This window comes from Flavobacterium limicola, from assembly GCF_003634755.1.
Classification (GTDB): domain Bacteria; phylum Bacteroidota; class Bacteroidia; order Flavobacteriales; family Flavobacteriaceae; genus Flavobacterium; species Flavobacterium limicola.
Window position 1 is genome coordinate 560,733 of the sequence record NZ_RBXA01000002.1, and the last position, 14,820, is coordinate 575,552.

The following is a 14,820-nucleotide window of genomic DNA, read 5'->3' on the forward strand; positions in this document are numbered from 1 at the left end:
ATATTTGCAATCTCATTAAAATTAACAGATGAAAATATCTTACAACTGGTTAAAACAATTCATTAAAATAGACTGGAAATCAGAAGAAACAGCAGCATTGCTAACTGATTTAGGTCTGGAAGTTGAAATTGTTGAAAAATACCAATCGGTGAAAGGCGGATTAGAAGGCATCGTTGTAGGACATGTACTTACTTGCATTCAACATCCAGATGCCGACAGATTAAAAATAACTACAGTAGATTTAGGTACTGGCGTTCCTGTCCAAATTGTATGTGGAGCCAATAATGTTGCTGCAGGACAAAAAGTTCCGGTAGCTACTATTGGAACTACATTATATGACAAAGAAGGAGTCGCCTTTTCAATAAAAAAAGGAAAAATTCGCGGACAGGAAAGTCACGGAATGATTTGTGCAGAAGATGAATTAGGTCTTGGTGAAAGCCATGACGGAATTATGATTTTAGACGATTCTTTAGCACCGGGTACTCCTGCTGCAACCGTTTTCAAAATAGAGAATGATGAAGTATTCGAAATTGGATTAACACCTAATCGTGCTGATGCGATGAGTCATTTGGGAACTGCCCGTGATTTGAGAGCAGGAATGTTACAAAGCGGCGTTAGTGTTGAATTGATTACGCCATCCGTAAGCAATTTCAGAGTTGACAAAAGAACTTTGAAAATTGATATCGATTTAAAAGAACCAAAACTTGCTCCCCGATATTGCGGTGTAACTATTTCTGGAATAGAAGTAAAACCATCTCCTGCTTGGCTACAAAACAGATTGAAAGCCATTGGATTAAATCCAAAAAACAATATTATTGATGTTACCAATTATGTTTTGCATGAATTAGGTCAGCCACTCCACGCTTTTGATGCTTCAAAAATTAACGGAAAAATAGTAGTGCAAACTCTTCCTGCAGGAACTAAATTTGTTACTCTGGACGATATTGAAAGAACCTTACACGAAGAAGATTTAATGATTTGTGATGAAAAAGGTCCTTTATGTATTGCAGGTGTTTTTGGCGGAAAAAAATCAGGAGTTTCTGAAAGTACTAATTCTATATTTTTAGAAAGTGCTTATTTTAATCCAGTGAGCATTCGTAAAACAGCTAAAAGACATCAATTAAATACTGATGCCTCTTTCCGATTTGAGAGAGGAATTGACCCAACTATTACAGAATATGCATTGAAGCGTGCTGCTTTATTGATTCAAGAAGTGGCAGGTGGAGAAATTACATCTGATGTTATGAATATGTATCCAAAGAAAATAGAAGATTTTTCTGTTTTTTTAAACTTTTGTAACGTAGCAAAAATTATTGGCCAAGAAATACCAAAAGATACTATCAAGAAAATATTAGTATCATTAGATATTAAAGTTAATAGTGTTTCAGATGCGGGATTGGGATTGACTATTCCTTCTTACCGTGTGGATGTTCAAAGAGAAATTGATGTAATCGAGGAAATATTGAGAGTATACGGATACAACAATATTAATTTTTCTAAAAAACTTAATGCTACTGTTTTTAATGCGCCAAGAAATGAAGATTACAAAATTCAAAATACGATTGCCACTCAATTGAACTCTCAGGGCTTTCATGAAATGATGGCAAATTCACTGACTACGGCTTCCTATGTAGCGCTTTCAGAGCAATTGAATCCATCACATAATGTGACTATACTTAATCCGTTGAGTGCAGATTTATCCACGATGCGTCAATCTTTGTTATTTTCAGGATTGGAAGCTGTATCGTATAACATCAATCGTAAAAATTCCGATTTAAAATTATTTGAATTTGGAAAAACGTATCATAACTATCTTGCCGGTTATGAGGAAAAAAAACATTTGAGTTTATTCCTTACTGGTAATAGAAATCTAGAAAACTGGACTAGCGTACAAAAAACGTCTGATTTCTTTCTGTTCAAAGGATATGTATCTGGAATACTTTCAAGATTAGGTTTAGAAAAAATACAAAATACTCCGGAAACTTCTGATATTTTTTCTGAAGGAATAGCTATTGAAATTGGTAATGAAACGATTGTTGAATTAGGAGTAGTAAAAAAATCTATTTTAAAACATTTTGGGATAAAGCAAGAAGTATTTTATGCTGATTTTAATTGGGATGTAATTTTAAAGAAAATTTCTACGAAAATTAAATACGCTGAAATTCCGAAATACCCTGAAGTTCGTAGAGATTTAGCCTTGTTAGTAGATCAAAATGTTACGTACGAAAGCATTTATAATATTGCCCGTCAAACCGAGAAATCATTACTAAAAGATATCGATTTATTTGATGTATACGAAGGACAGAATCTTCCCGAAGGTAAAAAATCTTATGCATTGAGTTTCACTATACAAGACAACTCAAAAACGTTGACGGATGTTCAAATTGACAAAATTATGAGCAAACTGCAAAAGAATTTTGAAACTGAACTTGGAGCAAGTTTAAGATAATTTCTATTTTTTATATTATATAAAATCCCGATTCTAAAATTAGAATCGGGATTTTGTTTTTACATGCTTTTAATTACAAATTCGCTACGCCTGTTTAACTCATGTTGCTCTTCAGTGCAAGAATCCTCAGGAATACATTTTATGTTTTGGACAGTTTCCCCATATCCTTTAGCAAGAATTCGTTTGGAAGGGACACCTTGTTCCAGAAAGTAAGTTCTTGTTGCTTGCGCTCTTCTGGAAGACAAATTCATATTGAACGTATTATTACCTCTGCTATCTGTATGCGAACCAATTTCAACAACCATTTCAGGATATTTTTTCATTAATTCAACAACTCTGTTTAAAATAGGCTTTGAATCCTTCCTGATATACCACAAATTATAGTCAAAATAGATCGGATCTGTTTTAATAATTAATCTGTTTTTTTCTTTTACTACATCTTTTTCATTTGCTACAATTGCTTCTATTTTTTCTTTCTTCTTAGCTTCGGCTAAATCTTTATCTTTTTTGGCAGCTATTACAAGATCTTTTTTGCTTTGCTCCTGCGCTAAAACTGCTTCTTTTTTCTGCAAGGCTATGGCAGCTAATTCTGTTCTATTCTGTTCATCAAGAATCAATTGCGCTGCTCTTTTAATTTCTTCCATGGATTTTAATTCCATTGAGGCATCATTCCTCTTATTTCTTTCTTTGCTACGAGCAACTATCTTGAAACTGTTGGTATAATTTTCTTTGGATGCATTTACTTTAAATTCTGTTTCACAAGAAACTGTAAAATTAAATGCACCGTCTGCAGAGGTTACAATTCTTTGCAATTCTATTGCATCAGAATTTTGTAAAACAACTACAGTATTCTCTAATGGTAATTTTGTATCTACATCTGAAATGATACCGGAAATAAATTGCTTACAATCCTCTATTAGTAATTTCTTTACCTCTTTTAAAGAATAAATATCATCACTACCCTTTCCTCCTAATCGATTGGATGAAAAATAACCTTCATTATACTCTGAATCTATGTAAAAAGCAAAATCATCATATCCAGAATTCAGAGGCAAACCTACGTTTTCTGCTTTTAAGAATACGTTATTTTGCAACTGCGAAACAAAAACATCCAACGATCCATAACCTTCATGTCCATTGGACGAAAAATATAATTTATTGTCTTTTGAAATAAAAGGAAATTGTTCTTTTTTGGAAGTATTAATTAGATTTCCTAAATTTTGAGGTTTACCATATACATCACCACTTATTGATACTGAAAAAATGTCAAAAGATCCTAGTGATCCTGGCATGTCGGATGCAAAGTATAAAGTTTTCTCATCAGTACTCAATGCTGGATGTTCTGTAGAATAATTTTCACTGTTGAATGATAACGAAACTATATTTGTCCATTTATCATTAATATATTGAGCCTTAAAAATTTGAAGGTTTGAAATTTTGTCTTTATTCTTTCCTCTTCTTCCTTTCTTATAATTATTTCTAGTGAAATAGATTGTCTTTCCATCTTTGGTGAAGACAGCGTTAGATTCGTGCATGGAAGTATTTATTTCTTTAGAAAAATAATTTACAATTGAATCACTGGAATTTATATTTTTCAAAGGAATTGAAACTAAATTCAAATACGTTTCACCATTCCATTTATACATTTTATCAAATAAACCTGCTTTCTTTTTTACTCCCGAAAACACTAAATCACCTTTCTCTGACACTGCTCCAAATTCAGAATTTGGCGTATTTATCACTAAATTTTTTATTTCGAATCGATCACCAATAGCAGAAACATTTTCTAGGTTAACTAGACCTTTTTCAAAGTCAATTAAAAATTTTTGATCCGTTAATGAAGAAAAATAATTTCTCATTACTGAATTTGCAGCTTTATAATTTCCAGTAGCTTTTAAAGTTTGGGAATATTTAAAATAATAGCCTTCTTCTAGATCTTTACTATAATTATTTATCAATAGTTTGTAATAGCGCTGTGCATTTGCAAAATCATTTGTGTAATAATAACTATCTGCCAGGTTCTTAACAACCGTTACTGAACTGTTTTCTCGAATAATGGATTCATATAATGGAATAGCTTCATTATAAAAAGTTCTATCAAAAAAACGATTGGCTCTTTTTAAATCTTGTTCTTGGGCGTTTATTAATTGTATTGAAAATACGATTAAAATCAGTACTATTTTTTTCATATTTTATATGTTAGAAAAATCTTGGCGATTTATCATATCCTTTACTAGATAAATCCAAATTAAACAATACAAAAATTTCATGTGTTCCTGAATTGAATTGCCCCAGATTAGACGTATTGTAATCATAGGCATATCCAACTCTGATGTTAGGCGTTGCTTTTACATTCATCATACCACTTACTGAATCTCCAAATCGATATGCAGCTCCAAATTCAAATTGGTCATTGTATAGAACGTTAGCAGAAAGGTCTAATGAAATTGGTGCGCCTTTAACATATTTTGACATAAAAGATGGTTTAAATTTGAATGAATGCGAGATATCAAAAACATAACCTCCAGTTAGAAATACATGAATATTTTCTGAGCCAAAAGAGTTAATTCCTGAACGTTCCTCAATGTGTTTTGTAGCAAGCAAATTAGGTGCTGATAAACCTACATAATACTCTTCCGTGAAGTAAAATGCTCCGATACCAATATTTGGCATGACATCATTAATATTTTCAGAAAATGCTAAATCCGTTGATGCATTACCACTTTCAAAAACAAACCCATTAAAATTAGTTGTTAAGGACGTGAAACCCGCTTTTAATCCTAGAGATAATTTATGATTATTATTGAATTCTAACAAATAAGCAAAATCTGCAAAAAAGTTATTCTCTTTTTTAGCACCGTCTCCAATATCATCCGAAATTAATGAGAAACCAATTTCAACTTTTTTATTTACTGGCATATGGGCAAAAAGAGTCAATGTTTTTGGGGCACCAACAGCTCCTACCCATTGCGTTCTATATAAAGCTCCAAGATTTAAAGTGGATTCAACTCCTGTTGCATACGCCGGATTTAGCACACTCATATTGTACATATATTGTGTGTATTGTGGATCCTGTTGTGCTGATGCTTTAATTATAATTAAGAAAAAACTTAAAAATAGTAGTGTTTTTTTCATTTAAAATTTGTTTTTAACTTGTAAAGAACCATTAACGATTTAAATAAAGTCGTCCTTGTTTAGGTGAAGTGTTACCTTTATTAAAATTGATAACATAAAAATAAACTCCATTTGGTGCTTTTCCATTGATGTCAGTACTAGAATCCGATGCTGTCCCGTCCCAATCCGGTTTGTTTTTATTTACGGTGTACATCAAATTTCCATATCGATTGAAAATTTCCAATGTATAATTCGGATATAAAAAATCAATGTCCGGAATGCTAAATGTTTCATTTACGCCATCCCCATTTGGTGAAAATCCATCAGGTATAAAGAAATCAGCCGTAGCATCACAATTTGTAAGGGATACAGTAACTTGTAATGGATTTGTTGACAAACAATTATTAGCGGTCGTAGAATCAAATCCGTAATAGATACGGTTATCTTGAAGCAATGTATTGGCAGACAATTGATTTCCGCTTACTGCGGCATCAAACCAAACTAAAGTACCGGTAGTAGCAACATTATCTGATAAATTTTGAATTGTAGGATTATCTAATCCACAAAATTTTTCACCATCTTGATTTAAAATTGGTGTTGGCAATTCATTTATTACAATTGCTACCATTTCTAGCCCGGATTCACATCCTGTAATAGAATTTATTTCTTTTACATAATAATTACCTGATACCAACAGTGCGCTATTATTTAGAGCAGTCGTACTTGTCAATGAATTATACCATCGGTATTGCGAACCATTTGGAACTAAGTTGGCAACAGTAGCGTTATCAACTTTACAAAATTCCTGATTCGTAACTGTTGGATTGTTTGGTATTACATTTATTAAAAAGCTCTTAGAATTTGGATTTATTATTGCTGAGCAACCATTATTTACATTAGTAAGGTCAGTAATCGTAAATGAAGTACTGCCTGTGTTAGGAAAATTTGTTACAGGCATTACAAAACTAGCTTTCCCTGAATTCACTGCTAAGGTTACCATTTGCGAAGCACTGTTATTAGCCCCTGAAAGAGTATAGCTTAAAAAAATAGATGTTAAATTCCCTAATCCTGAAAGTTCCACAGTGACAGGTTTATTTTGGCAAACATCTTCAATAGTAACAACTAATTTAGTGACATCAGGCAATGCTTTTACTACAAAATCTTTAGACAAGGTTGCCATACTGGTACAGCCGGTAGTAAGGTTTGTGATATTTGTAATTGCAATTGTTGTAGTACCAATATTTGGAATTAAACCTGCTGGTATAAAAAATGAAGTGAGTCCACCGTTAACATTAATAACAGTCGATTGTGCAGTGGCAACATTACTTCCAGATAAATTATAAACAATAGTATAATTTCCATTAGTAAGGTTGGAAGTCCCAAAAAATTCTACTAAGGCGTCAGAAGTTTGACAAACTGGAGCAATAGTAAGTGTAGCGTTATTGATTTTAGGAATTGGATTAATTTTAATCACTCCCGAAATTAAAGGAATTATATTATTACAAATATTAAGTGATGTGCCACTGACAATATTTGTAACCGTGATAGTGTAATTTCCGGGAACAGAAAAATTAGTAGAAGCAATTGGAAAAGTCAAAACATTATTTGAAAAATTTTGAATAGTTGTTATTGGCGATCCAATACCTGATATAGTATACGTAACGCTATAGCTTCCATCTGGAATATTCACAACATCTTTCAAAGTGGCTGAAAAAGCCGTTACTGCAATTTCATTTTCACAAATGGGTGCATTGACTATTAAAGTTGCTCCTGTATAATCGAGTTGTTTTTCAATGGTAATATCCACACTTGATGACTGATCTTCACAAACATTATTATCCGTGAATACGGTATAAGTAAAACGATATGTCCCAGGTCCTTTGGTATTATAAATATTTTGGACGTTAATAGTGGAATCAGTATCATCGTTATTGTCGATTTCATCTGTTGTCGTTTCAGTCCAAATCCCGTTAATGTCCTCCCCTATTAATTGATCGTTTAAATTTAAATTGGTGTAAGCACTTAGTTCATTGGAACACAAATTCAAATCATAAGGAGTTCCAGGTTGTGGCGAACGATAAATTGTCAAAAAAATTTTAACCTCTGGAGGTGCTGCACAAGAACCAATAGCGGGTATTGAATATGTATATTCGTAAGTACTACCCGGATTTAAGTTTGAAGCATCTAGTATATTATTGTTTAACCCTACATTACTTGTATTTCCAACCCAAGTACCACCCAGTTGAGGAGCTAGAAAATCACCATTAAAAGCCTCAAATAAATTATAAGCTCGTTTGGTATTACAAATTGAAGCATTGGCACCCGGCACTCCTGTATATCCACCAATTGTTATGGTTATAACTGCCGTATCTGTACATCCTAATCCATCCGAAACAGTATACGTGTATTTATAGACACCACTTTTCTTAATTAACTGCGCATTAAGAATTCCTGTCGTTCTATTTAATCCTCCTGATCTATCATCATCTTTCCAAGTTCCGCCAGTAATATGTGAACCTAATTGCAAATTCAAATCTATAGTTGTACTAGATACGTTTGTAATATCGCAAATAGTTAAGCTATTGTCATCATTTCCAGCAATTCCGGAACATTGTGCATAGGCATCATTGGTACAAAAAATAAAAAGAAGAAAAGAAAAAAAACAATAAAAGTCTTTAACTCTAATAAAAGGTAGTTTTATAATCATAAATGTTTCATTTCACCAAAAATAAACATTTTCATACAATTTTACATGTTTTTTTTTTAAATTGAAATCACTTAAATTTTTGAATAATAAGCATATTACATAAAATCCCGATTCCAAAATTAGAATCAGGATTTTACGTAATACAAAAGAGCCCTGCAAATAATTACAGGGCCCTTAAGATCAAGAAATTTCAACCTCTATAAAAAATTATTTTTTTGGTAATACAACAGCATCTAAAACATGAATAACTCCGTTTGATTGGTTCACATCAGCAATTGTAACTTTAGATTTTCCACCATTTTCATCCGTAATATATAAATCTTTTCCTTTCATCCAAGCTGTCAAAGTTCCGCCACTAACTGTTTTTAGAGTCGCTTTTCCATTGCCCATTTTAATAGCTTTGGCGATATCCGAAGCGTTCATTTTTCCTGCAACAACATGATAGGTAAGAATAGTTTGTAACATCTTCATGTTTTCTGGCATCAATAATGTTTCCACTGTTCCTTTAGGTAATTTATCAAACGCGGCATTTGTTGGGGCAAAAACGGTGAATGGTCCTTTACTCTGTAATGTTTCAACTAAACCGGCCGCTTTCACTGCTGCAACTAGTGTAGTATGGTCTTTAGAATTTACTGCATTTTCAACAATATTTTTAGTTGGATACATCGCAGCTCCACCAACCATTACACTTTTTTGAGCGAAAGAAGTTGCTCCAAATACTAATGCAAATAATGCAATCGATAAAAATTTTTTAGTTTTCATAAAATCTATTATTAAAGTTATATAAATGCATTTACGCAGTTAGTTTGCTTTTGGTTTTAAAAAAATAAAATTATTTTACAAATATCTATAAATCAATTTTATACATATTTAATTTAATGTAAATTTGTTATTATAAAAGTAGTTCAGCATCAAAAAGATACTCCGTACAGCGGGAGGATCAGTTTTTACAAGCTGGAAGTTCTGCTCCAAAAAAATGAAATAAAAAGAGATTGTTCATTTTTAAACAAAAAAAAGCCCCGCAAATTGCGGGGCTTTTTATATTCAAAAAATTTCAAGAAATTATTTTTTCTCTGATTTTTCCATTTTAGCTTTCAATGCTGCTAATACATCATTATTGTCACCTAAAGTTGCTGCCGAAGCATTATTTGTAGATGCTGAAGATGAAGTATTTTCAGTAGCTGTTTTCACATTTTTCTCTTCTTCTTCACGGAAGATAGCAGTGTGAGATGCAACAACTCTTTTGAATTCTTTATTGAATTCGATTACTTTGAAATCAGCTGATTCTCCTTTTTTCAATTTCTTTCCGTCTTCTTTTTCAAGGTGACGAGTAGGAATGAAAGCAACGATATCATCTCCGAATTCTACAGTAGCTCCTTTGTCAACAATCTCAGAAATTTCACCATTGTGGATAGTTCCAACTGCGAAAGAATCTTCATACTGATCCCAAGGATTAGCAGTAGTTTGTTTGTGACCTAAAGATAATTTACGTCCTTCAACATCTAATTCTAATACTACTACGTCAAGTTTTTCACCAACGTTTACAAATTCAGATGGGTGTTTAATTTTCTTAGTCCAAGATAAGTCAGAGATGTAAATTAATCCATCAATTCCTTCTTCCAATTCTACGAAAATTCCAAAGTTTGTAAAGTTTCTAACGATACCTGTATGTTTAGAACCTACTGGGTATTTAGCAGTGATATCAGTCCAAGGATCTTGAGACAATTGTTTGATACCTAATGACATTTTACGGTCATCTCTATCTAATGTTAAGATAACAGCTTCAACAACATCACCTACTTTTACGAAATCTTGAGCAGAACGTAAATGAGTAGACCAAGACATTTCAGAAACGTGGATCAAACCTTCAACACCTTCAGCAACTTCGATGAAAGCACCGTAATCAGCGATTACAACTACTTTACCTTTTACTTTGTCTCCAATTGCTAATTTAGCATCTAGAGCATCCCAAGGGTGAGCGTTTAATTGTTTCAATCCTAATTGTATTCTTGTTTTTTCGTCATCGAAATCAAGGATTACAACATTTAATTTTTGATCTAATTCAAGAACTTCAGATGGGTGGTTGATTCTTGACCAAGAAAGGTCAGTAATGTGAATCAATCCATCAACTCCACCTAAGTCAATAAAGACACCATAAGAAGTAATGTTTTTAACAACACCTTCTAACACTTGTCCTTTTTGTAATTGACCGATGATTTCTTTTTTCTGGATTTCGATATCCGCTTCAATAAGCGCTTTATGAGAAACAACAACATTTTTGAATTCGTGGTTAATTTTTACCACTTTGAATTCCATCATTTTGTTTACATATACATCGTAGTCTCTAATTGGTTTAACATCAATTTGAGATCCTGGTAAGAAAGCTTCAATTCCGAAAACGTCAACGATCATACCACCTTTAGTTCTGCATTTCACAAAACCATTAACGATTTCTCCTGTTTCGTTAGCCGAAATAACTCTATCCCATGATTTGATAGTACGTGCTTTTCTGTGAGATAAAACTAATTGACCAGTTTTGTCCTCACGGATGTCAATTAATACTTCAACAGTATCACCTACTTTTAAGTTTGGGTTGTAACGGAATTCGTTCAATGAAATAACACCTTCCGATTTTGCGTTGATATCAACGATAACGTCTCTATCTGTAATTCTAACAACTGTTCCGTCTACCACTTCTTCTTGATCCGTAGCGATAAATGTTTTTGAAACTAGTTCTTCGAATTCTTGTAAGTTTTTTTGATCAACTGCATCAATACCTTCTTCAAAGTTGTGCCAGTTAAAATTTGCTAAAAACTCTTCTTGTGATTTTACTTGTTCAGACATGCTGATTAAAAATTTGTATTCTGTATTCTCTCGAGTTTCTTAATGTGGTAGAAAACAGCAGAAGTTGTTTGTATAATTAGTTGAACCCTAAAGGAAACTCTTATTCACCAAAAGGACTGCAAAAGTAACACATTTATATTAAATAACAAAATATTTATGTTTCGATAATCCGTTGATTATTAGGAGCAGAACATTTTGGGGTTTTTAGGAACTCTACTCCCGCTTTCCGCTGTATCCACGCCCAAAAGCGTGGGATGCCGCTTCAATCGGGGCTATTTAACTTCAATTGGTTTTTCAACACAAAAAAAAACCGATAACTATTTTTCAGTTATCGGTTTTTTTTATTTTTCTATCACTTTTTAATGACTTATATTTTCAACATCCAAAGGATTGTGTTTGTGTTTGAATAAAACAGCAAATGCAACTGCAATTATCAACGCATAAATAGCAAAAGCCAGCCAAATCGTATGCCAGTCTTTCATTAAAATAACTTTGCTAAACAATCCATCGGCTGCAATTGAATTCCCTTGACCAGTAACAAATTCCAACATTTTTGGATTCGTCGTTTCTGTTTCCAGAAAACCAGCCAAATCTGTAGTGTTACTAAATGATTTTGTAAAATATTTATCAATTGCCCATCCGGAAGTAAAACTTCCCAAAACGGCTCCAAAACCATTAGTCATCATCATAAACAATCCTTGCGCTGAAGAACGATTTTTAGGATCTGTATTCGTTTCCACAAATAATGATCCTGAGATATTAAAGAAATCAAATGCCATTCCATAGACCACGCAAGACATAATAATCATCCATAATCCGCTTGTTGGATTTCCGTACGCAAATAATCCAAAACGCAATACCCAAGCCAACATACTAATTAACATCACTTGTTTAATACCAAAACGTCTCAGAAAAAAAGGAATCGCAAGAATAAATAAAGTCTCCGATATTTGAGAAATTGACATGATAATCGTTGAATATTCCACAACGAATGAATCTGCATATTTTGGAAAATGCTTAAATTCATCCAAGAAAACATCTCCGTAAGCATTTGTAAGCTGTAAAGCGCCTCCTAAAAACATAGAGAAAACAAAAAACAAAGCCATTTTATAATCAGCGAACAACTTGAAAGACTCTAATCCTAATGTTTCCATTACAGATGCATTCTCTTTCGATAAGCGTTGCGGTTTGCATTTTGGTAACGTAAAAGAATAAATTCCAAGAAGTATTGCTGCTAAACCGGCAATGTAAAACTGATACTCCGTTGCTTTATTCCCAGTCAAATTGGTAATCCACATCGCAACAATAAACCCCACTGTTCCCCAAACGCGAATGGGGGGAAAGTTTTTAATTACATCCTTGTTATTTAACTTAAGCGCCGTATAAGAAATAGAATTACTCAATGCAATTGTTGGCATATAAAAGCACATTGCCAAAAGCATTACATATATAAAGGAAGTAGGATTGGTCACTTGTGGCATATAAAATAGAACCCCAGCATATAAAATATGAAGTATACCGTATAATTTTTCAGCATTCACCCATCTGTCAGCGATAATTCCGGTCAGTGTTGGCATAAATAAAGAAGCAATTCCCATTGTTCCAAAAACCAACCCAAACTGAGTTCCTTCCCAGTTTTTTGTTCCAAACCAGTAATTCGCAATGGTAATCAACCAAGCTCCCCATACAAAAAACTGAAGAAAGCTCATTATTACCAATCTATTTTTAATTCCCATGAGATGAATTGTTATTTATTTTTTAAAAATTAACAGGGCGTAAATCTACTATTAAAAATGAGATCTGCAAATAATTATATCGTTTTAGTGATTTCATTTACCAATTCTAAAACAAGCTTGAACTGTTCCTCGCGATTCAAATGTGAATTATCTATTTCTATAGCATCTTCAGCCATGACTAAAGGAGAATCTTCACGGTGCGTATCAATGTAATCGCGCTCTTCCACATTTGCCAAAACTTCTTCAAATGTTACAGTATCACCCTTCGCAACCAATTCATCATAACGTCTTTGTGCTCTGGTGGTTGCACTGGCGGTCATAAATATTTTAAGTTCTGCATTCGGAAAAACAACAGTACCAATATCTCTGCCATCCATTACAATTCCTTTATCTTTTCCCATTTCTTTCTGTTGTTCCACTAATTTGGCACGAACCTCAGAAACTTCAGCTACTTTGCTTACAAAACTGGAAACTTCAATCGTTCTGATTTCGGTTTCAACATTCACATCATTTAAATACATTTCTGCAAAACCCAAATCAGCATTGAATTTGAATTGCAATTTTATATTTGGCAAACTATTAATTAAGCCTTCTTTATCAAAAGAATCCACATTTATGTAACCGTTTTGCATAGCAAAAAACGTCACGGCACGATACATCGCTCCTGTATCAACATAAATATATCCTAAATGATTAGCAAGTTGTTTAGCCAATGTACTTTTTCCTGTAGAAGAAAAACCATCAATTGCGATAGTAATTTTTTTATTCAAAATTTTAAATTTAAAGTTCTATGTTATATTAAAATCATTATTGAAAATTAATTGTCAATCCAAAAAGGCTTGTATTTCCGGCTAATGTATATCTGGAATACGAATAATTGAATTTCAATTTATTTAATTTAAGTCCAAATCCCAATGAAACCCCTGAGAAATTCCTTTGTTCTACAAGGCGTAATTCCTCAGCTCTTCTAAAATTATATCCAACTCGAAGATTAAACGCTTTTTTAGGAAAGAGTTCAACACCCACAATTACGTGTCGCAAAGCATTATTAACGAAAGATACTTTTTCTTCGGTGGATTCTCCATCAAATGAAGATTCTGCTCTGGCTGGATTTGAAAAAGCAATATTCCATTGTTGCAAATTTTCCAGAGTAAGATGCCAACGAATAGGTACATTTTCCAATTCCTGTGAAACTCCAGCTATGATTTCAAGCGGCAGTTTCTCATTCGTACCATTATACGTTGAAAACTGAGTTCCAATGTTTCTAATCGCCAAACCCCAATTTACATCATTTCTTTCATCAATAAACAAAGCGCCAATGTCAAGCGCTCCTCCAAAAGAATGATAGGTTTCTAAACTGGAAGAAATCAGTTTTGCACTGGCTCCAATATGAATGTTGGTGTAAGGAATGTTGTAAGCGTACCCAAAAGAAAGTGCAATTTCGCTTCCTGTAAACTCTGATGTGGGCTGACCATTTTCGTCATAACCTTCAAAATTACCGTAGTTGACATAATTTACACCAGCCTGAAAAGTTTGCAAATGCCGGTCGTATGTGTACGCATAAGAAGCGGTTCCATAAGTAACTTCTTTATAATAACTGCCATAATTTAAAGCCAGGTGATTGTCCATTTCAGCATTTATGGTTGCTGGATTAAAATGAACCTGATTGACGTCATCATCATAAATCGTGATTACTTTTCCTCCCAAAGCTGCCTGTCTTGGCGAAGTAACCAAATTTAAAAACTGATAGGTATACTTCCCTCCTATCTGACTGTAAGAAACAGCACAAATAATAAGGAAACAGTATAGTTGAAGTTTTTTTAACATGCTTTAAAGTGCAGTTGGTGTAAAATAAAAACGCAACTGCGAAGATAAAATTATAAATACAATAAATGGCAACTTTGAAACTCGTAATTGCAAATAAAAAATCCAAATTCCATCTCTTGATAATCAAGTTTTGAAATTTGGAT

Annotated in this window: 9 protein-coding genes; 1 reads left to right on the forward strand and 8 read right to left on the reverse strand. The window is 33.1% G+C overall.

Going from position 1 to position 14,820, the window contains the following annotated elements:
- Positions 1 to 28: 28 nt before the first annotated feature.
- On the forward strand, positions 29 to 2,449 hold the full coding sequence (pheT, locus tag BC952_RS09890) for a phenylalanine--tRNA ligase subunit beta (protein ID WP_121365495.1): 2,421 nt from the start codon (positions 29 to 31) through the stop codon (positions 2,447 to 2,449).
- A gap of 59 nt (positions 2,450 to 2,508) precedes the next feature.
- Here the strand turns inward: pheT and BC952_RS09895 are convergent, their stop codons facing one another.
- The 8 genes from BC952_RS09895 to porQ all read right to left on the reverse strand — a co-directional run bounded on the left by BC952_RS09895 (position 2,509) and on the right by porQ (position 14,677).
- On the reverse strand, positions 2,509 to 4,638 hold the full coding sequence (locus BC952_RS09895) for an OmpA family protein (protein ID WP_121365496.1): 2,130 nt from the start codon (positions 4,636 to 4,638) through the stop codon (positions 2,509 to 2,511).
- A 10-nt stretch (positions 4,639 to 4,648) separates the two neighbouring features.
- On the reverse strand, positions 4,649 to 5,584 hold the full coding sequence (locus BC952_RS09900; RefSeq protein WP_121365497.1) for a PorP/SprF family type IX secretion system membrane protein: 936 nt from the start codon (positions 5,582 to 5,584) through the stop codon (positions 4,649 to 4,651).
- Between the two features lie 31 nt (positions 5,585 to 5,615).
- Complete coding sequence (locus BC952_RS09905; RefSeq protein ID WP_121365498.1) at positions 5,616 to 8,270, reverse strand: T9SS type B sorting domain-containing protein; 2,655 nt, start codon at positions 8,268 to 8,270, stop codon at positions 5,616 to 5,618.
- Between the two features lie 207 nt (positions 8,271 to 8,477).
- Positions 8,478 to 9,032 carry a fasciclin domain-containing protein gene (locus BC952_RS09910; protein WP_121365499.1) on the reverse strand — a complete coding sequence of 185 codons (555 nt, stop codon included), beginning with the start codon at positions 9,030 to 9,032 and terminating at the stop codon, positions 8,478 to 8,480.
- Between the two features lie 300 nt (positions 9,033 to 9,332).
- Positions 9,333 to 11,114, reverse strand: coding sequence for a 30S ribosomal protein S1 (gene rpsA, locus BC952_RS09915; RefSeq protein ID WP_121365500.1), 1,782 nt, complete (start codon positions 11,112 to 11,114; stop codon positions 9,333 to 9,335).
- A 359-nt stretch (positions 11,115 to 11,473) separates the two neighbouring features.
- The gene (locus BC952_RS09920) at positions 11,474 to 12,850 is read right to left on the reverse strand and encodes a nucleoside permease (protein ID WP_121365501.1); all 1,377 of its coding nucleotides are present in this window, start codon (positions 12,848 to 12,850) and stop codon (positions 11,474 to 11,476) included.
- Positions 12,851 to 12,924: 74 nt separating this feature from the next.
- On the reverse strand, positions 12,925 to 13,620 hold the full coding sequence (gene cmk, locus BC952_RS09925; protein WP_121365502.1) for a (d)CMP kinase: 696 nt from the start codon (positions 13,618 to 13,620) through the stop codon (positions 12,925 to 12,927).
- A 37-nt stretch (positions 13,621 to 13,657) separates the two neighbouring features.
- The gene (gene porQ / locus BC952_RS09930) at positions 13,658 to 14,677 is read right to left on the reverse strand and encodes a type IX secretion system protein PorQ (protein ID WP_121365503.1); all 1,020 of its coding nucleotides are present in this window, start codon (positions 14,675 to 14,677) and stop codon (positions 13,658 to 13,660) included.
- Between the last annotated feature and the right edge of the window lie 143 nt (positions 14,678 to 14,820).